The organism is Streptomyces sp. Q6 (assembly GCF_036967205.1).
GTDB lineage: Bacteria > Actinomycetota > Actinomycetes > Streptomycetales > Streptomycetaceae > Streptomyces > Streptomyces citrinus.
The window spans coordinates 7,113,842-7,132,070 of sequence record NZ_CP146022.1 but is presented as its reverse complement, the minus strand read 5'-3'; the positions used below and the strand labels follow the sequence as shown (position 1 = coordinate 7,132,070).

The 18,229-nt window shown below is 71.1% G+C and carries 15 protein-coding genes and 1 pseudogene; 7 read left to right on the top strand and 9 right to left on the bottom strand.

What is annotated here, in order from left to right; translation table 11 throughout:
• Positions 1-21 precede the first annotated feature (21 nt).
• The 3 genes from V2W30_RS33045 to V2W30_RS33035 form a co-directional block, all read right to left on the bottom strand.
• On the bottom strand, positions 22-1,038 hold the full coding sequence (locus tag V2W30_RS33045) for an ABC transporter permease (RefSeq protein WP_338702227.1): 1,017 nt from the start codon (positions 1,036-1,038) through the stop codon (positions 22-24).
• 73 nt (positions 1,039-1,111) lie between these two features.
• Positions 1,112-2,599, bottom strand: coding sequence for a sugar ABC transporter ATP-binding protein (locus V2W30_RS33040; RefSeq protein ID WP_338702226.1), 1,488 nt, complete (start codon positions 2,597-2,599; stop codon positions 1,112-1,114).
• 160 nt (positions 2,600-2,759) lie between these two features.
• Positions 2,760-3,941: an ROK family transcriptional regulator gene (locus V2W30_RS33035; RefSeq protein ID WP_338702225.1), complete on the bottom strand. Its 1,182-nt coding sequence runs from the start codon at positions 3,939-3,941 to the stop codon at positions 2,760-2,762.
• A 239-nt stretch (positions 3,942-4,180) separates the two neighbouring features.
• Here V2W30_RS33035 and V2W30_RS33030 point away from each other — a divergent pair, with 239 nt between their 5' ends.
• Complete coding sequence (locus V2W30_RS33030; RefSeq protein ID WP_338702224.1) at positions 4,181-5,440, top strand: low temperature requirement protein A; 1,260 nt, start codon at positions 4,181-4,183, stop codon at positions 5,438-5,440.
• Positions 5,441-5,566: 126 nt separating this feature from the next.
• On the opposite strand, the gene V2W30_RS33025 is transcribed toward V2W30_RS33030, so the two are convergent.
• The 4 genes from V2W30_RS33025 to V2W30_RS33015 all read right to left on the bottom strand — a co-directional run bounded on the left by V2W30_RS33025 (position 5,567) and on the right by V2W30_RS33015 (position 8,930).
• A complete protein-coding gene (locus V2W30_RS33025; protein ID WP_338703854.1) occupies positions 5,567-6,250 on the bottom strand; it encodes a GntR family transcriptional regulator in 684 nt (227 codons plus the stop codon).
• Positions 6,251-6,382: 132 nt separating this feature from the next.
• On the bottom strand, positions 6,383-7,330 hold the full coding sequence (locus V2W30_RS33020) for a beta-ketoacyl-ACP synthase III (RefSeq protein ID WP_338702222.1): 948 nt from the start codon (positions 7,328-7,330) through the stop codon (positions 6,383-6,385).
• Between the two features lie 153 nt (positions 7,331-7,483).
• Positions 7,484-7,624, bottom strand: coding sequence for an MFS transporter small subunit (locus tag V2W30_RS41725; RefSeq protein WP_425244626.1), 141 nt, complete (start codon positions 7,622-7,624; stop codon positions 7,484-7,486).
• Positions 7,587-8,930, bottom strand: a complete 1,344-nt coding sequence (locus V2W30_RS33015; protein ID WP_338702220.1) for an OFA family MFS transporter — start codon at positions 8,928-8,930, stop codon at positions 7,587-7,589. Before V2W30_RS33015 ends, V2W30_RS41725 begins: the two co-directional genes overlap by 38 nt.
• A gap of 203 nt (positions 8,931-9,133) precedes the next feature.
• Between V2W30_RS33015 and fdhD the strand changes: the two genes are divergently transcribed.
• On the top strand, positions 9,134-9,991 hold the full coding sequence (gene fdhD, locus V2W30_RS33010; protein WP_338702218.1) for a formate dehydrogenase accessory sulfurtransferase FdhD: 858 nt from the start codon (positions 9,134-9,136) through the stop codon (positions 9,989-9,991).
• A 6-nt stretch (positions 9,992-9,997) separates the two neighbouring features.
• Here the strand turns inward: fdhD and V2W30_RS33005 are convergent, their stop codons facing one another.
• Entirely contained in the window at positions 9,998-10,453 is a 456-nt protein-coding gene (locus tag V2W30_RS33005; RefSeq protein WP_338702216.1) for a MarR family winged helix-turn-helix transcriptional regulator, read from the bottom strand.
• Positions 10,454-10,508: 55 nt separating this feature from the next.
• Between V2W30_RS33005 and V2W30_RS33000 the strand changes: the two genes are divergently transcribed.
• Positions 10,509-10,754 (top strand): hypothetical protein, encoded by a 246-nt coding sequence (locus tag V2W30_RS33000; RefSeq protein WP_338702215.1) that lies wholly within the window; start codon positions 10,509-10,511, stop codon positions 10,752-10,754.
• Positions 10,755-10,910: 156 nt separating this feature from the next.
• Complete coding sequence (locus V2W30_RS32995; RefSeq protein ID WP_425244625.1) at positions 10,911-12,182, top strand: DUF4185 domain-containing protein; 1,272 nt, start codon at positions 10,911-10,913, stop codon at positions 12,180-12,182.
• Here V2W30_RS32995 and V2W30_RS32990 read toward each other — a convergent pair.
• Positions 12,151-13,242 carry a bile acid:sodium symporter family protein gene (locus V2W30_RS32990; protein WP_338702214.1) on the bottom strand — a complete coding sequence of 364 codons (1,092 nt, stop codon included), beginning with the start codon at positions 13,240-13,242 and terminating at the stop codon, positions 12,151-12,153. The genes V2W30_RS32995 and V2W30_RS32990 overlap by 32 nt on opposite strands.
• Before the next feature lie 145 nt (positions 13,243-13,387).
• On the opposite strand from V2W30_RS32990, the pseudogene V2W30_RS32985 reads away from it, so the two are divergent.
• The 3 genes and pseudogenes from V2W30_RS32985 to V2W30_RS32975 all read left to right on the top strand — a co-directional run bounded on the left by V2W30_RS32985 (position 13,388) and on the right by V2W30_RS32975 (position 18,212).
• A pseudogene (locus V2W30_RS32985) lies at positions 13,388-14,240 on the top strand (LysR substrate-binding domain-containing protein).
• A 767-nt stretch (positions 14,241-15,007) separates the two neighbouring features.
• Complete coding sequence (locus V2W30_RS32980) at positions 15,008-16,834, top strand: long-chain fatty acid--CoA ligase (RefSeq protein ID WP_338702213.1); 1,827 nt, start codon at positions 15,008-15,010, stop codon at positions 16,832-16,834.
• A gap of 121 nt (positions 16,835-16,955) precedes the next feature.
• Positions 16,956-18,212, top strand: coding sequence for an ABC transporter substrate-binding protein (locus V2W30_RS32975; protein ID WP_338702211.1), 1,257 nt, complete (start codon positions 16,956-16,958; stop codon positions 18,210-18,212).
• Positions 18,213-18,229 lie beyond the last annotated feature (17 nt).

Below are 18,229 nucleotides of genomic sequence, written 5' to 3'. Positions count from 1 at the left end.
TCCCTTTCCCGGGGCCGACCTTCAGGAGGTGGTGTTCGCTGTACGTCGCTGGACCAGGACCGCCGCCACGATGATGGCTCCCTTGGCGATCTGCTGGGTCGCGCTCTCCATGTTGTTCAGCGCGAAGATGTTCTGGATCGTGGTGAAGATCAGGACGCCGAGGACCGAGCCGGTGATGGTGCCCCGGCCGCCGGTGAGCAGGGTGCCGCCGATGATGGCGGCGGCGATGGCGTCGAGTTCGTAGAGGTTGCCGTTGGTGTTCTGGCCGGAGCCGGAGAGCACGATCAGCAGGAAGGCCGCGATGCCGCAGCACAGTCCGGACAGCAGGTAGAGGTACAGGCGCTGACGGCGTACGTCGATGCCGGCGAGCCGGGCCGCCTCCGCGTTGCCGCCGACGGCGACGGAGCGGCGGCCGAACGTGGTCCGGTTCAGGACGAGCCAGCCGATGACGGTGACCGCGGCGAAGACGAGCACGAGCGGCGGGATGCCGAGGATGTACGAGTCCCGTTCGCCGAGCTTGAGGACACCGTCGACGGTGACCATCTGCGTGTTGCCGTCGGTGATCTGAAGGGCGAGGCCGCGCCCGGAGGCGAGCATCGCGAGGGTCGCGATGAACGGGACCACGGCGCCGTACGCGATGAGCATCCCGTTCACGAGTCCGCAGCCGACGCCGACGACGATCGCGGTGAACAGGATGCCGAGGAAGCCGTACTCCTGGGTGGAGACGGTGGTGGCCCAGACGCTGGCGAGGGCGACGATGGCGCCCACGGACAGGTCGATGCCGCCGGAGATGATCACGAAGGTCATGCCGACGGTGACGACGCCGATGACGCTGGCCTGGGTGAGGATCAGCTGGACGTTGTCGGTGTCCAGGAACGAGTCGGGCTGGGTGATGCCGCCGATGACGACCAGGACGGCGAGGACGCCGAGCAGCGAGAGCGTGCGGATGTCGAGGCGCAGTGCGCGGGGGGCGCTGCCGCTGGGGGCCGGGGCGCGTTGGGGCTCCGCCGGGCGGGCGGGGGAGGCGGGCTGCGTCATGGCGCCGGTGTCCCTTCTGGGCGGGTGGGATGGTCGGATGCGGGTCGGGTGGAGCCGGGGCGCCGGTCGCCGCTCACGCCGGGGTGCCTTCCATGACCAGGTCGAGGACCCGGTGTTCGTCCAGGTCGCGCGCCGGGGACTCGTGGACGACCCGGCCCTCGCGCAGGACCAGGACGCGGTCGGCGAGGCCGAGGACCTCGGGGACCTCGCTGGAGACGAGGAGGACGGCGAGGCCGTCGTCGGCGAGGCGGCGGATGACCGCGTAGAGCTCCGCCCGCGCGCCCACGTCGACGCCGCGGGTGGGCTCGTCCAGGAGCAGGACCTTGCAGCCGCGCAGCAGCCAGCGGGCCAGGACCGCCTTCTGCTGGTTGCCGCCGGAGAGCGTGCGGACCGGGACCGCGGGGTTGTCGGGGCGCAGGGAGAGTTCGCGGGTCGCGCGGTGGGCGGCCTCGCGTTCGGCCGTGCGGTTGAGCCAACCCCCGTAGGAGTAGCGGGACATGGAGGACACCGAGACGTTGCGGGTGACCGACTCCAGCATGAGCAGTGCCTGCGCCTTGCGTTCCTCGGGGGCGAGGCCCAGGCCCGCGCGGACCGCCGAGCGGACGCTGCCGGGGCGCAATTCCTTTCCGGAGAGGGTCACTTGGCCGGTCGTGGGCTTGCGGGCGCCGTAGATCGTCTCCAGGATCTCGGAGCGTCCCGAGCCGACGAGACCGGCGAGGCCGACGATCTCGCCCGGCCTGATCTCCAGGTCGAGGGGCGCGAACTCGCCCTCGCGGGACAGGTTCCGGACGGTGAGCACCGGGTCCGTGCGCGGTGCGGACAGCGGGCGGTCGGGGAAGACGTACTCCACGTTGCGGCCCGTCATCAGCGCCACGACGTCACGCGTGGGCGTGTCCTTCGCGGGGAGCCCGCCGGCCACGGCGCGGCCGTCCTTGAGGACGGTGACGCGGTCGCCGATGCGGCGGATCTCCTCCAGGCGGTGCGAGATGTAGACGACGGCGACCCCTTCGGCGGTGAGGTCTCCGACGATGCGGAAGAGGTTGTCGACCTCATCCGGGTCGAGCGCCGCGGACGGCTCGTCCATGACGATGAGGCGGACGTCGTGGGAGAGCGCGCGGGCCATCGAGACGATCTGCCGGCCGGCGGCGGAGAGGTCGGCGACGAGGGTGCCGGGCGAGATCTCGCCATGGCCAAGTCGCTTGAGCAGCGCGGCGGTCGACGCCTTGGCGTCGCGTCCTCGTACGACGAATCCGGCCGCGGTGGGCTCGTGGCCGAGGAAGACGTTCTCGGCCACCGACAGGCCCTCGACGAGGTCGAGTTCCTGGTAGATCGTGGCGATGCCGAGGCGCATCGCGGCGATCGGCGAGCGCAGCACGACACGGTCGCCGCGCCAGGTGATGGCTCCTTCGTCGGGCTGGTGGGCGCCCGCGAGGACCTTGATGAGGGTGGACTTGCCCGCGCCGTTCTGGCCGAGCAGACAGTGCACCTCGCCCGCCTGGACGTCGAGGTCCACGCCGTCGAGGGCGCGCACGCCGGGGAACGACTTGGTGATGCCGGACATGGTGAGCAGCGGTGGTTCTGATGCCGAAGGTGGCGAAGGAGCCGAAGATGCCGAAGGTGGCGAAGGTGCCATGGCGGTTCCCCTAGCAGCGGGTGCGGGCCGGTTTCAGGGCAGGGCAGAGCAGTGCGCCGTACTGGGTGACGTGGTGGAGCGAGGTGTTCTACGCGGGTGAGAACAGGTGGTCGCTGATCAGGCGGGCGCCGCCGATGACTCCGGCGGTGGGGCCCAACTCGCCCAGGACGATGGGCAGATTGCCGGTCGCGAGCGGCAGCGACTGGCGGTAGACCTGGGTGCGCAGGGCGGCGAGGAGCGTATGGCCGAGGCCGGTGACACCGCCGCCGATGACGACGAGGCCGGGGTTGAAGAAGCTGACGAGGGACGCGATGACCTGCCCGGTGCGGTTGCCGCCCTCGCGGATCAGGTCGAGGGAGGTCCCGTCACCGGCGGCCGCGGCGACCGCGACATCGGCGGCGCTGAGCCTGCCGGCCGTCTCCAGACGGCCGGCGAGCTCGGGCGAGCTGCCGTCGCGGGCGGCCTCCTCGGCGTCGCGGGCGAGCGCCGCGCCGCTGAAGTAGGCCTCCAGGCAGCCCTTGTTGCCGCAGGCGCACTGGCGCCCGTCCGGTTCGACCTGGATGTGGCCGATGTCGCCGGCCGATCCGGTCGTGCCGCGGTAGACCTCACCGCCGACGACGATGCCGCAGCCGATGCCGGTGCCGATCTTGACGCAGAGGAAGTCGCGCGCCTGGCGGGCGACGCCGGCGTGCTGCTCCCCCATCGCCATCAGGTTCACGTCGTTGTCGACCATGACGGGGCAGCCCAGTTCCTGGCTGAGTGCCTCGCGGACCGGGAAACCGTCCCAGCCGGGCATGATCGGTGGCGCGACCGGCACACCCTCGGGGAAGCGGACCGGTCCGGGAACCCCGATACCCGCTCCGTCGAACCCCTCGGCGAGGCCGGACGCCTTCAACTTCGCCGCCATGGAGAGGACTTGCTCGAAGACCGCGACCGGACCCTCGCGCACGTCCATCGGCTGGGTGATGTGGCCGAGCACCTCCAGCTCGGCGTTGGTGACGGCGACGTCGACCGAGGTCGCGCCGATGTCGACGCCGAGGAAGCGGAGCGTGGGGGCGAGCCGGATGTTGTGGGAGCGGCGGCCGCCGCGCGAGGCGGCGAGTCCGTCGGCGACCACGAGTCCGGTCTCCAGGAGCCGGTCCACCTCGACGGCCAGCTTGGAGCGTGACAGATCGATCTGATCGCCCAGCTGGGCACGGGAGTTGGGACCGCCGTCGCGCAGCAGTCGCAGCAAGCGCGCCTGGTGCGCGTTCGCGGGTCGAGCCGTCATGCGTCTCACGTGCCCCTCCCCGCCTCTTCGGGCTTCCGGATGGCTGACGTACGCCGTGCTTTCGATGGGGAACGTAGCAGTGCCTGCCGGGAGTGGGAAGAAGTTGCGCAGGAATTACCCACGACTTTCTCCCGTCACAGGACAAAGACCGTTCCTCGAGACACTCCCCTGCGTGCGGCGCGCCCGGACCGTAGTCTGTGCGCCGCGACAACGCGCCACGTCACAGGGGGAATCGAGACATGACGTCGCCCATGGCACCACCGCCGCAGGATCCGCCGATACCGGCCGGGCCCGACGAGCCCAAGACCCTTCAGCCCAAGGCCCTTCAGCCGAAGACCCTTCAGCCGGTGACCCTTCAGCCGGTGACCACACTGGAGCTCTTCTTCGACCTGGTCTTCGTCTACACGCTGACCCAGCTGACCGTGCTGATCGCACACGATCTGACATGGGCCACCGCGGGCCGGGTCGTGCTGATCTTCACGGTCCTGTACTGGATGTACGGGGCCTACGCGTATCTGACCAACCAGGTGCCGCCCGACCGCCCGTCCCGCCGGCTGCTGATGCTGCTCGGCATGGCCGCGTTCCTGATCTGCGCCCTGTCGATCCCGCACGTCTTCGACGCGCACTCGAACGCGGGCGTGGTCTTCGGCCTCGGCTATCTGCTGGTCGTCCTCGTGCACAGCGTGCTGTACACCCGCAGCCACGGCAACGACGTGATCTGGTACGCGGTGCCCAACTCCCTCGCCGCGCTGGCCATCACGGGCGCGGGCCTGTGCACGGGTCTCGCGGCGGACGGACTGTGGCTCACCGCGATCGTCGTGCAGTTCGTGACGCCGCACATCGCGGAGCACGGGCCGACCCGCCGCTCGGCCCGCCGGGCCGCCGAACTGCGCACCCAGCTCGGCGCGTTGCACCCGGGGCACTTCGTGGAGCGACACGGTCTGCTGCTCATCGTGTCGTTCGGCGAATCGGTCGTCGCGATCGGGGTCGGGATCGGCGATCTGCCGTTCACGGCGAGCGTGTTCACGGGGGTCTTCCTGGCGCTCGCGCTCGCCGGTGCGCTGTGGTGGACGTACTTCGTGCGGGACGAGGGAGGCGCCGAGCGCGCGTTCGCGGCGACACCGCCCGACCGGCGCTTCCACCTGGCCATGACGGCGTACTACTACGCGTTCCTGCCGATGCTGCTCGGCGTGGCGTTCCTCGCGGCCGGGATCAAGAAGTCGCTCGGGCACATCGGGGAGCATCTGCACGCGGGCCCCGCGCTGGCGCTCGCGGGCGGTGTGGCGCTGTTCCTGGCCGGCGACGTGGCGTTCCGCGCGTCGATGCGGCTGTTCCCGCTGGGGTTCCGGGCGGCGGCCGTGCCGGTGGTGCTCGCGACGGCGTTCCTCGGCCTGCGGGTGTCGGCGCTCGCCCAACTCCTGGTGCTGGTCGTGGCGTTGGTGGTCATGCTCGCCGCCGAGGCGCGCTGGTCCCCCGCGTGCGCGGCGCAGCCCACCTGATTCCGGTGGGGTCGGCTGATTCCGGTGGGGTCGGCTGATTCCGGTGGCGACGGCGCCGGCCGGGCGTACGGGGGCGTTCCACCGAACCGGGCCGTTGCTCGGTTCAGGGACGCCCCCGGGCGGGTCCTACGCCTGTTCCTCGTTGCGGTGGTGGTACGTCTCGCGGGTGTGTTCCGTGTGGGTGCGCATGACGGCGGTGGCGCGGGACTCGTCGCGGGCCGAGATCGCCGCGATGAGCTCGCGGTGCTCGATCCAGGACTGCTTGCCGCGCTGGCGGGCGACCGGCTGGTAGTACCAGCGCACCCGGCGGTCGACCTGGCCGGCGAGTTCGGCCAGGACCACGTTGCCCGCGAGTTCCATGACCTTCGCGTGGAACTCCGCGTTCGTCGCGACGACCAGGTCCACGTCGCCGTCCGCCACCGCCTGCTCGCCGCGGGCGCAGAGGTCCTCCAGGGCGGTGATCCCGGTCTTGCCCGCGTTGGCCGCGGCGAGCCGGGCGGCCTCCGCCTCCAGGAGCGTGCGGACGGTGAGGAGCTGGTCCGCCTCCTCCTCCGTCGGCTCGTGCACGAACGCGCCCTGCGCCGGGCGCAGATCGACCCAGCCCTCGGTGTTCAGCCGCTGGAGCGCCTCGCGCACGGGCTGCCGGGACACCCCGAGGTGCCCGGCGAGCTCGCTCTCGACCAGGTGCTGGCCGGGCTGGAGCGCCCGCGTCGTGATGAGTTCGAGCAACGCCTCGTAGACCCGCTCGCGCAGCGGCCCGGGGCGTTCGAGCTTGGGCACCGCCCCCTGCGGCAGTCCTGTGGACAACATCGCGGTCCCCTCCTGGGCTTCGGAAGCGCTCATCCAGCAATCCAGTATCCGTGATCGGAACACCGGATTGGCTTTGGAATACAGTTTACCGAGCACAATCGCTACCGCCAGGGCGAGTTGGCCTCGTCACACCTACGGGACGCGCACGACCTGACCGGCGTACGAGAGGTTTCCGCCGAAACCGAAGAGCAGCGCGGGCTCCCCGCTCTCGATCTCACCGCGCTCGACCAGCTTGGACAGCGCCATCGGCACGCTCGCGGCCGAGGTGTTGCCGGAGTCGACGACGTCCTTGGCGACGACCGCGTTGACGGCGCCGATCTTCTCGGCGAGGGGCTCGATGATGCGCAGGTTGGCCTGGTGCAGGACGACGGCGGCGAGGTCGGCGGGGACCAGGCCCGCCTTCTCGCAGGCCTGCCGGGCGAGCGGGGGCAGCGAGCGGGTGGCCCAGCGGTAGACGGACTGGCCCTCCTGCGCGAAGCGGGCCGGTTCGCCCTCGATGCGCACCGCGTTGCCCATCTCGGGGACCGAGCCCCACAGGACGGGGCCGATGCCGGGCTCCTCGTCGTCGGCGCACGGCTCGACCACCACGGCCCCGGCGCCGTCGCCGACCAGGACGCAGGTGGAGCGGTCGGTCCAGTCCGTGACGGCGGACATCTTGTCGGCGCCGATCACCAGGGCGCGGCGGGCGGCACCGGCGCGCAGCGTGTGGTCGGCGGTGGCGAGGGCGTGCGTGAAGCCGGCGCACACCACGTTCAGGTCGAGAGCGGCCGGGGACGGAACGCCCAGGCGGTGGGCGACGCGGGCCGCGGTGTTCGGGGAGCGGTCCACGGCGGTGGACGTGGCGACGACCACCAGGTCTATGGCGTCGGCGGTCAGTCCCGCCGCCGCGAGGGCCTTGGCGGCGGCGTGCGCGGCGAGCTCGTCGACGGGCTCGTCGGGGCCTGCGATGTGCCGGGTGCGGATGCCGACGCGGGAGCGGATCCACTCGTCGTTGGTGTCGACCATGCCGGCCAGGTTCTCGTTGGTGAGGATCTTGGCGGGCTGATAGTGGCCGATGCCGACGATGCGCGAACCGGTCATGGAGGTCCCCTCGAATGCCTGGCTCGTACGGCCCCGACGCCGTGCGTCGGGGCCGTACGAAGTGCGGATCCTCCAGTCTGGTCAGCGACCAGCGAGTATGTGGTGACGTAAAGCGACAGGATTGTGCCGTCCTGGTTGGAGAGTTCTACCCGATCACCCGGTAAACAGCTGTGTTGCTTTTTGCACCAGTTCGTACACGCCGTACGCGAGCGGCGCGCCGACCCACAGCCAGGCGAAGGCGATCAGGCCGCGGCGCCTAGGCGGATTGCCGGCGGTCGTGGGCGGGGGTGTCATCGGCGGGCTCCCTGGGGACGGGGACGTGGTGGTGGCGGGTGTGGACCGGGCGGACGAGTTCGTTGGCGACGAAGCCGACGACGAGCAGACCGATCATGATCGTGAGCGACAGGCCGTAGAGCGACGAGCCGTGCTTGCCCGCGTCCTCCTGGCTGTCGGCGACGCGGTTGACGATGAGCGGGCCGAGGACGCCGGCCGTGGACCAGGCGGTGAGGAGCCGGCCGTGGATCGCGCCGACCTGGTACGTGCCGAAAAGGTCCTTCAGGTACGCGGGGATCGTCGCGAAGCCGCCTCCGTAGAAGGAGAGGATCACGAGGGCGCAGACCACGAAGAGGGGCTTCGAGGCGTCGCCGTAGAGGGAGATGAGCAGGTACATCAGGGCGCCGACGCCGAGGTAGAGGCGGTAGACGTTCTTGCGGCCGATGAGGTCGGAGGTGGAGGACCAGCCGATGCGTCCGGCCATGTTCGCGGCGCTCAGGAGTGCGACGAAGCCCGCCGCGGCGGAGGCGGAGACCGGAGTACTGGAGTCCGCGAAGAAGTCCGTGATCATCGGCGCGGCCTTCTCCAGGATGCCGATGCCCGCGGTCACGTTCATGCACAGGACGACCCAGAGGCACCAGAACTGGGGGGTGCGGATCGCCTGTCGCGCCGACACCTGCGGGCCGGTGGCGGTCGCCGCCGGCGTGCCGCGGGCCTCCGAGGGCTTGCCGGGCACCCGTACGAGCAGCACGCCGAGCGACATGAAGACCATGTAGACGATTCCGTGCACCGCGAACGCCAGCGCGATGCCGCCGCTGCCCTGCGGGAACGACTCCAGCATCTGCGCGCTCCACGGCGACGCGATCAGCGCGCCGCCGCCGAAGCCCATGATGGCGATGCCGGTGGCCATGCCGGGCCGGTCGGGGAACCACTTGATCAGCGTCGAGACCGGGGAGATGTAGCCGATGCCCAGGCCGATGCCGCCGATGAATCCGTAGCCGAACACGATCAGCCAGAACTGTTCGGTGAGCGCGCCGAGCGCGGAGATCAGGAAGCCCGAGGAGAAGCAGACGAGGGCGACGGTCATCGCCCAGCGCGGGCCGTTGCGCTCGACGAGCGTGCCGCCGAACGCGGCGGACAGGCCGAGCATCACGATGCCGAGCTGGAACGGCAGCGCGCTCTGGGTGCCGCTCAGGTTCAGGGCGGATTCGAGGGCGGGTTTGAAGACGCTCCAGGCGTAGGCCTGGCCGATGGCGAGATGGACCGAGAGGGCGGCTGGGGGGACGAGCCAGCGGCTCCAGCCTGCTGGTGCGACGGGGGGGCTCATGATCCCGAACGGTAGGGAGCGGCGCGGGAGTTGGGAAGGGCGCCGCCAGGACTCCACACAGAATCCGTCGACCGTATGCGAGGGGGGCGGAGTGTCCCGGGACTCGGCCGCAACTCCGCGCTCCTCGTGCAGGACAATGGCCGCAGGTCGCGCACGACCGCCGCACGACAACCGCCACGTACAGAACCGGGACTGATCAGGACATGGGACGAGTCACGGAACGGCGCAAGGTCATCCGGATCAGGGACGGCCGCGTCTCGACCCGGCCGGACACCCTCGTCGCCGAGGAGCCGCTGGAGATCCGGCTGAACGGCAAACCGCTCGCCATCACCATGCGCACCCCGGGCGACGACTTCGCCCTCGCGGCCGGATTCCTGGTCAGCGAGGGCGTCCTCGCACACGCCGACGACCTCCAGAACATCGTCTACTGCGCGGGCGCCACACAAGACGGCTCCAACACCTACAACGTCGTCGACGTACGCACCACACCCGACATCCTCATGCCCGACATCACCCTCGAACGCAACGTCTACACGACCTCCTCCTGCGGCCTGTGCGGCAAAGCGAGCCTCGACGCGGTCCGCACGACGGCCCGCTTCCCGATCGACGACGCTCCCCCGGTGCGCCTCGGGCTCGACCTGCTCGCGTCACTCCCCGACCGGTTGCGCGAGGCGCAGCGGGTCTTCGACCGGACCGGGGGCCTGCACGCCGCCGCCCTCTTCGACGACGAGGGTCGACTCGTCGACATAAGGGAGGACGTGGGCCGCCACAACGCGGTCGACAAGCTCGTCGGCCGGGCGCTCCAGAGCGGTGACCTGCCGCTGTCGCGATCGGTGCTGCTGGTGTCGGGGCGTGCGTCGTTCGAGCTGGCGCAGAAGGCCGTGATGGCGGGCATCCCGGTGCTCGCGGCGGTGTCGGCCCCGTCGTCGCTGGCCGTGGACCTCGCCGCGGAGACCGGGCTCACGCTGGTCGGCTTCCTGCGGGGCGCGTCCATGAACGTGTACGCGGGTGAGCACCGGATCGCGCTGGAGACCGAGCCGGTGGCGGCCGACCAGGGCTGACGGGCCTCAGTCGGCGGGGAGCTCCGCCACGCGGCGGAGCATCTCCAGGAACCGGTCGCGTTCGTCCGGGGCGAGCGGGGCGAGGAGTTCGTCGTTGGCGGCGCGCGCCACGCGGGCGCAGGTCTCGACGAGGCGAGCGCCTTCCTCGGTGATGGTCACCGCGTTCTTGCGCCGGTCCTTGGGGTCGGGGGCGCGCTCGACGAGGCCCGCCGCCTGAAGGTCGTTCAGCACGCCGACCATGTCCTTGGGGTCGAGCTGGACGGTGCGGACGAGGTCGGCCTGCGCGACGGGCTGAAGGTCGGCGACCGCGCCGAGGACCACGTGGTGCCACATCTTGAGGCCCTGCTCGGCGAGCGCGTCCGCGACGAGGGCGCGGCCCCGCGCGGCGGCCCGGCCCAGGAGCCAGCTGGGCAGGTCACGGATGGTGGCCGGCGCGGTGGGACCGGAGGGTGGGGTGGGCATGGCGCCAGCGTACCCAGAATTCATTGGACTTCCCCATGAAATCTCGGCTGCCGTGATGGGTGGCATCGGGACGACGCGGCCTCAGGTGTGGGCGCGCGGCGAACCCGCGTCGCACCGGATCAGGGGGCTCATCACCGTGCGGGACGGGACGGCGGCTCCGCGGATCGTGTCAGTGCGCAGCGCGTCCGCGTACAACGACGGATCCCTGCACCAGCTGGAACTCCGGCGTGGTCAGCGGCAGTTGACGCACTCGGTGGACGTGCCGTCGTCGGCGGCGCGGCGGACGTGCCGGGCTCGGTGAGCCGGAACGCGCCGTTCGGGGTGCGTGTGGGCCGCGGATGGACGGTCGCGCGTTCTTCGCGGGGGCGATCGACGAGGTACGGGTCACCTCCGGTGGGAAGCCTGTGGTGTGGTTGCCCATGGACCGTGTGCGCGGAGGGCGTTAACGTCGCGTCGCGTGAAGGGACGTGAGCGTTCGCGCGCGGGCCGGTGGGCGCAGGCCGCGGCGCGCCGCGCGGCCGCCGACCGGCGCCGCCCCACGCCCCTCGTCGTCCTCCTCATCGCCCTGGCCTGCGGACTGGTGGTGTTCGTCGCCCTCCCCGACCGGGAGGCCGACGCGCGCTGCCGTGCCCGTACGGTGACCGGCTCGTCCCCCGACGCGTCGCTCACCTCGGCCTTCGCCCGCTACGGGGACGACTCCACCCGGACCGACGACTGGACGGGGGGCGACGGGACGCACTCGGTGCGGCTGCCGGACGGGCGGGTGCTCTGGCTGTTCTCCGACACGTACACCGGGGCCGTGCATCCGCCGCCCAACCTCGACGGGCAGCCGTACGCCTGGCGGGACACGAGCGCGCCGTTCGTGCGCAACTCGGCCGTCCTGATGGACCGTTCGGGCCGCATCGAGCGGACCGTCGCCGCGCCCCTGTTCCCGGACACGGGGGTCGGCGAGTGGCGATGGCCGGTCGCCGCGCGCGTGGAGGCACGTTCGCCCGGCTCGGACCGGCGAGTCGTCCGCGTGCTGCTGTGGACCAGGTCCGCGGGCAGCGGCCCGTACATCTACGGGGTGCCGACGGCGACCGAGGTCGCGACCCTGGCGCTGCCGTCCCTGCGGCTCGAAGGGATCACGCAGGTCCTCGACCAGCGGCAGGTGCGGGACCCGGCGCGGCGGGTGCTGTTCGGGACGACCGCCGTGGACGAGGGCGCCTGGACGTACGTCTTCGGCGGGGACGACGGCCAGGCCGCCGTGCACCGCGCCTACGCGGCGCGGGTGCCGCGCGGCCGCCTCGGCGACGTGCGGGCCTGGGAGTACTGGGACGGCGAGCGGTGGCAGGCCGCCGGGGAGCGGGCCGCGCCGGTGCTCGGGGACGGGCGGCGGCGCGGTGTGGGCAGCGCGTTCAGTGTCGTACGGGACGCGGGGACGTACGTCCTGTTCACGATGGCGGCGGGGACGGCCGGGCTGACGAAGGTCGTCTCGTACTGGGCGTGTTCACCGACGGGGCCCTGGCACGGGCCCGCGAAGGCGTTCACGGCCGCGCTTCCCGACGGCACCGTCGCCGCGTACAACCCACAGGCGCATCCGGCGGCGGGCGGGGACGGGCGGACGGTGCTCAGCTACGACGTCAACTGGCTGGACGCGACGCCCGCCACCGCGCAGGCGCACCTCAGCCGGAACGTGGCGCTGTACCGACCGCGGTTCATGACCGTGCGCCTTGGGCCTCGTACGTGAGGTCCGCGCGCTGCGGGTCCGACGCGCTCCGCTGGCCCCGCGAGGTCTGCGGGTCCTGCGAGGTCTGCGGGTCCTGAGTGACCTCGGGTTCCCGCGGGTCCTTGGCGCGGCGCTTGGCGATGACCGCGCACACCATCAGCTGCATCTGGTGGAAGAGCATCAGCGGCAGCACGGCGAGGGAGGCGTGCGCGCCGAACAGGACGCTCGCCATGGGGAGCCCGGACGCCAGGGACTTCTTCGAACCGGCGAACTGGATCGCGATCCGGTCCGCGCGGCCGAAGCCGAGCGCCTTGGCGCCGTACCAGGTCGCCGCCAGCATGATCGCGAGGATCATGGCCTCGACCACGAGCAGCCCGGCGAGCCGGACCGCGCTGACCTGGTGCCAGATGCCCTGGACCATGCCCTCGCTGAACGCGGTGTAGACGACGAGCAGGATCGAGCCGCGGTCCACGTACCCGAGGATCTTCTTGTGGCGCGCGATGAAGCCGCCGATCCAGCGGCGCAGCAACTGACCCGCCACGAACGGCACCAGCAGTTGCAGCACGATCTTCACGAGCGAGTCCGCGGAGAAGCCGCCGCCGCTGTTGCCGAGGAGCGCCGCCGCGAGCAGCGGGGTCAGGACGATGCCGGCGAGGGAGGAGAAGGAGCCCGCGCAGATCGCCGCCGGGACGTTGCCGCGCGCGATCGACGTGAACGCGATCGACGACTGGATGGTCGACGGGACGAGGGTGAGGAAGAGCAGACCCTCGTAGAGGTTCTGCGGCAGGAGCACCGGGACCAGGCCGCGGGCCGCGAGGCCGAGCAGCGGGAACAGGACGAAGGTGCAGACGAGAACGGTGACGTGCAGGCGCCAGTGCCGCAGTCCGTCCATCGCCTCACGCGTGGACAGGCGGGCCCCGTAGAGGAAGAAGAGGAAGGCGACGGCCGTGGTCGAGGCGCCGGAGGCGACGTCCGCGGCGGTGCCGCGGGCCGGCAGGAGCGCGGCGAGGCCGACGGTTCCGATCAACGCGAGGATGTACGGGTCGATCGGCATCCAGGACGGCCAGCTCAGGCGTTTCATTGGTTCCTTGATCTTCATTGCTGTCAGTTCGGGTCATGGCGTGTCGTGCCCTCTCCATCGTCCTCTTGATCACCGTGATCGGGAATCCTGCATACCGTTCTGACTGTCATCGTGTTCCGTGATGAGCGGGAGTAGGGTCGGTAGCATGTACGACCCCGGTCAGTTGCGGACGTTCCTCGCCGTCGCGCAGACACTGAGCTTCACGCAGGCGGCGCGCCGCCTGGGCCTGCGGCAATCGACGGTGAGCCAGCACGTGCGGCGGCTGGAGGACGCGGCCGGGCGCACCCTCTTCACGCGGGACACGCACTCCGTGGACCTGACGGAGGACGGGGAGGCGATGCTCGGATTCGCGCGACGGATCCTGGAGGTGCACGAGCAGGCCGCGTCGTTCTTCACGGGGACGCGGCTGCGCGGCCGGCTGCGGTTCGGGGCGTCGGAGGACTTCGTCCTCACGCGGCTGCCGGAGATCCTGGAGGCGTTCCGGGCCGAGCACCCGGAAGTGGACCTGGAGTTGACGGTCGAGCTGTCCGGGACGCTGCACGAGCAGGTGGACGCGGGCAAGCTCGACCTGGTCCTCGCCAAGCGGCGCCCCGAGGATCCACGCGGGGAGTCCGTCTGGCACGACCGGCTGGTGTGGATCGGGTCCGAGCGGCTGCGGCTCGACGCGGAGCGGCCGGTGCCGCTGATCGTGTACCCGCCCCCGGGGATCTCGCGCGCGCTGGCCCTGGAAGCCCTGGAGCGGCACGGCCGGGCCTGGCGGATCGCCTGCACGAGCGGCTCCCTGAACGGGCTGATCGCGGCCGCGCGCGCCGGGCTCGGCGTGATGGCGCACTCCCGCGGACTCGTCCCGCCGGGGCTGGTGCGGGTCCCCGACCGGGTGGGCCTGCCGGAGCTGGGGAGGTCGACTTCGTGCTGCGGGGATCGGGGGCCGGGACGAGGGCGGGCCCGCGCGGGCGCTGGCACAGGCGATCCTGGCGGGCGGCGACCGCTTGCGGTGACCGCGGTGCGCGGGAGGGGCGACGGACGGCCGGCCTGGGCCGGGGCACACCGGGGCACGCAGTCGTCGTGCGCGGCGACGCCCTGAAGCGCGTCCGTTCCGGGGCGCGGTAGCACCCGGAACGCGTCCGCCGCCGGGCAGTGGCACCCCGGAACGCGGCAGTCGTCGGGCGCGGCGGCGACCCGGAGCCCGTCCGTCCCTGGCGGTGGCACCCCCGGAACGCGGCAGTCGTCGGGCGCGGCGGCACCCCGGAACACGTCCGCCCCAGGCAGTGGCACCCCGGAACGCGGCACTCCCCGGGCGGCGGCACCCCAGAACGCGTCCGCCCCCGTACGAGGCGGCCCCCGGAGCGGGACCTTCACACGGCCTTCGCACACGGCGATGAACTCGGCCTCGGTCGCGCCCGATCGTGTGGCGCTCGTCGCGGGCTTCCCGGTGCCCGTCCTGGTACGGTCCGCGCAGGCGCCCGTTGCGGAACCGACCACTCCGCCCAAAAATCTGGTCGACGCGCCGCGGTGACCTCCCCGTACAGATTCCGTGGAGACGAACGACACACCGGCAAGGAAGAGTGAAGAGCGGTGGGAGATTACGCCACCGAAACTTACTGAAGCGTAAGTATTCTGTCCCGCCGCTTCCCTTGTGGCCGCATTTAAACGGCTGACCTGTGCATATTCCGCGCGCTACCGGCGAGTTGAACCCCCTCCCGCCGGGACGCCCGGTCGGGTACCGTCACCGACGCTGTGCGGAGCAGCGCCACAAGGAGCAACTTTGCGCGAGTTCACCAACCCCCCACTGGTGACGGCGCCGCCGGTGGGCGGCCTGGCCGACGCCGTCTTCGACCATGCCCTGGAGGATCCCGACCACATCGCCTTCGGGCGCAAGGACCGACAGGACCGCTGGCAGGACGTCACGTCGGCCCAGTTCCGCGACGAGGTCCTGGCGCTCGCCAAGGGCCTGCTCGCCGAGGGCATCCGGTTCGGCGACCGCGTCGCGATCATGTCCCGTACGCGCTACGAGTGGACGCTGTTCGACTTCGCGCTGTGGACCGTGGGCGCCCAGGTCGTCCCGATCTATCCCACGTCGTCCGCCGAGCAGGTCTTCTGGATGCTCTACGACGCCCAGGTGTCGGCCGCGATCGTGGAGCACGAGGACCACGCGATGACGGTGGCCACGGTCATCGACCGGCTGCCCCATCTGCGCCGGCTGTGGCAGTTGGACGGCGGCGCGGTCGACGAGGTCACCCGGGCCGGCACGCACGTCGACGACGAGACGGTCCACCGGCACCGCCGCGCGGTCACCCCGGAGTCCGTCGCCACGGTCATCTACACCTCCGGCACGACGGGCCGCCCCAAGGGCTGCGTGATCACACACGCGAACTTCATGTTCGAGGCCGACACGATGGTGACGCGCTGGGCGCCGGTGTTCTCCTCCAAGCGCGACCACGAGGCGTCGACGCTGCTCTTCCTGCCGCTGGCCCATGTCTTCGGGCGGATGGTGCAGGTGGCGGCGGTGCGCGGCGGAGTGAAGCTGGCCCACCAGCCGCAGCTCAACGCGGCGGCGCTGCTGCCCGACCTCCAGGCGTTCCGGCCGACGTTCATCCTCGCGGTGCCGTACATCTTCGAGAAGGTCTTCAACGCGGCCCGCCGGAAGGCCGAGAACGACGGCAGGGCGGGCCCCTTCGACAAGGCCGTGGAGTGCGCGGTGAAGTACGCGGACGCCCAGGAGGCGAAGGCGTTCGGCACGGGACCCGGACCGTCCGCGTCGCTGCGCATGCAGCACTCGCTCTTCGACAAGCTCGTGTACTCGAAGGTGCGCGAGGCGATGGGCGGCAAGGTGCGCCAGGCGATGTCCGGCGGCAGTGGTATGGACCGGCGGCTCGGCCTGTTCTTCGCCGGAGCGGGCGTCGCGATCTACGAGGGCTACGGGCTGACCGAGTCGACGGCCGCCGCCACCGCGAACCCGCCCGAGCAGACCCGCTACGGCACGGTCGGCAAGGCGATCCCCGGCACGTCGGTGCACATCGCGGACGACGGCGAGGTGTGGCTGTACGGCGACAACGTCTTCCAGGGCTATCTCAACGACCCGAAGGCCACCGACGCCACCCTGCACGACGGCTGGCTCGCCACCGGCGACCTGGGCGCGCTCGACGAGGACGGCTATCTCACGATCACCGGGCGCAAGAAGGAGATCCTGGTGACGTCCGGCGGCAAGAGCGTCTCGCCGCAGCAACTGGAGGAGCGGGTCCGCGATCATCCGCTGGTCGCGCAGTGCATCGTGGTCGGCAACGACCGCCCGTACATCGCGGCGCTCGTCACCCTCGACTCGGAGGCCGTCGCGCACTGGCTCGGCATGCGCGGCAAGCAGCTGATGAACCCGGCCGACCTGGTGCGCGACCCGGATCTGGAGATGGAGGTGCGCCGCGCGGTGGTGGCCGCCAACACGCTGGTCTCGCAGGCGGAGTCGATCCGTACGTTCCGCATCCTGGCCCACCAGTTCACCGAGGAGCACGGGCTGCTCACGCCGTCCCTGAAGCTGAAGCGGAAGGCGATCGAGGCGGCGTACTCGGCGGAGGTGGACGCGCTCTACGGGCCCTGAGGTCCCTCGCTCCGGCACGGGCGCGGTTTCTGACGGTTCATCAATTACCGATGCGTCAGTTATTGACGGTTCGTCAGGTCGCACACAGAATCACCCTCACTTCGACGGAGGGGGCCCGACCGTGTCGCGACCGATCCGCGCCATCACCGCCACCGTGGCGGCGCTCCTGCTCGCCACCGCCTGCAACTCCACGGCCACCGACAACTCACCTTCCAACAAGGGAAGTTCGGTCCGCGGCGTGACCGACGACTCGATCAAGGTCGGCGGCATCGTCTCCATGACCACGGCGAGCGGATACAGCAAGAAGGACACCGACCTGGGCGCGCGGGCCCGCTTCGACCGCGCCAACGCCGAGGGCGGCGTCAACGGCCGGAAGATCGACTACCTGGGCGCGGAGGACGACGGGCAGGACCCGGCGAAGAACCTGGCCGCGGCCCGCAAACTCGTCCAGCAGGACAAGGTGTTCGCGATCGCGCCGATGAGCTCGGTGACGTTCTCCGGGGCGGACTTCCTCCAGAAGCAGGCGGTGCCGACGTTCGGCTGGGGCACGCTGCCGTCGTTCTGCGGCCCGACGTACATCTACGGATACGGCGGCTGCATGGTGCCGATGCCCGGCGGCACCATCTCGCAGACCTGGCCGGAGGGGCTCAAGAACGTCACGGACGGCTCGCAGGGCAAGTCGGTCGCGATCCTCGCCAACGACAACGACGCGGGCACCTTCGCCATCCGCACCTACAAGCAGTCGTTCGCCTCCGCCGGCTACAAGGTGACGTACGCCAAGGCCTCCGTGCCCGCGACGTCCGTGCCGAGCGACTGGTCCGCGTACACGAAGGAACTGCTGCGCAGCGACGGCGGCAAGGCGCCCGACGTGGTCGTGTCCGTCATGCAGACCCCGTACAACATCGGCCTGTTCACGGCCGTCAAGCGCACCGGGTTCAAGGGTGTGCTGACCGATCCGACCGACTACGACCCGGGGCTGCTCGCCAAGAGCGCGACGAAGCAGGCGCTCGACGGGGTGCAGGTGCTGCTCTCCTTCGCTCCGTTCGAGTCGAAGACACCGGACATGGAGCAGTTCAAGGCGGACATCAAGAAGGCCGCGGGCGGCAAGGATGTCCCGCTCAACATGCACATGATGACCGGATACATGAGTGCCGACCTGTTCCTCGCCATCGCCGACAAGGCGGGCGAGGAGCTCACGGTGAAGTCCTTCCAGGCCGCGGCGGACGGATTCTCCGACAAGGGGACGATGGTCGGCGACCGTGAACTGCCGCGCGGGCAGCGGGAGTCGTTCGGCTGCGGGGCCCTCGTGCAGCTCAAGGGCGGGTCGTACCGGGTGTCGTCACCGTTCAAGTGCTACGACCCGATTCCCTTCAAGTAGGTCTGCCCGAAGGGGTG

Coding starts and splice junctions, on each gene's coding strand:
- V2W30_RS33045 (WP_338702227.1), bottom strand. CDS start 1,038: ATGACGCAGCCCGCCTCCCCCGCCCGCCCGGCGGAGCCCCAACGCGCC.
- V2W30_RS33040 (WP_338702226.1), bottom strand. CDS start 2,599: ATGTCCGGCATCACCAAGTCGTTCCCCGGCGTGCGCGCCCTCGACGGC.
- V2W30_RS33035 (WP_338702225.1), bottom strand. CDS start 3,941: ATGACGGCTCGACCCGCGAACGCGCACCAGGCGCGCTTGCTGCGACTG.
- V2W30_RS33030 (WP_338702224.1), top strand. CDS start 4,181: ATGACGTCGCCCATGGCACCACCGCCGCAGGATCCGCCGATACCGGCC.
- V2W30_RS33025 (WP_338703854.1), bottom strand. CDS start 6,250: ATGTTGTCCACAGGACTGCCGCAGGGGGCGGTGCCCAAGCTCGAACGC.
- V2W30_RS33020 (WP_338702222.1), bottom strand. CDS start 7,330: ATGACCGGTTCGCGCATCGTCGGCATCGGCCACTATCAGCCCGCCAAG.
- V2W30_RS41725 (WP_425244626.1), bottom strand. CDS start 7,624: ATGACACCCCCGCCCACGACCGCCGGCAATCCGCCTAGGCGCCGCGGC.
- V2W30_RS33015 (WP_338702220.1), bottom strand. CDS start 8,930: ATGAGCCCCCCCGTCGCACCAGCAGGCTGGAGCCGCTGGCTCGTCCCC.
- fdhD (WP_338702218.1), top strand. CDS start 9,134: ATGGGACGAGTCACGGAACGGCGCAAGGTCATCCGGATCAGGGACGGC.
- V2W30_RS33005 (WP_338702216.1), bottom strand. CDS start 10,453: ATGCCCACCCCACCCTCCGGTCCCACCGCGCCGGCCACCATCCGTGAC.
- V2W30_RS33000 (WP_338702215.1), top strand. CDS start 10,509: ATGGGTGGCATCGGGACGACGCGGCCTCAGGTGTGGGCGCGCGGCGAA.
- V2W30_RS32990 (WP_338702214.1), bottom strand. CDS start 13,242: ATGAAACGCCTGAGCTGGCCGTCCTGGATGCCGATCGACCCGTACATC.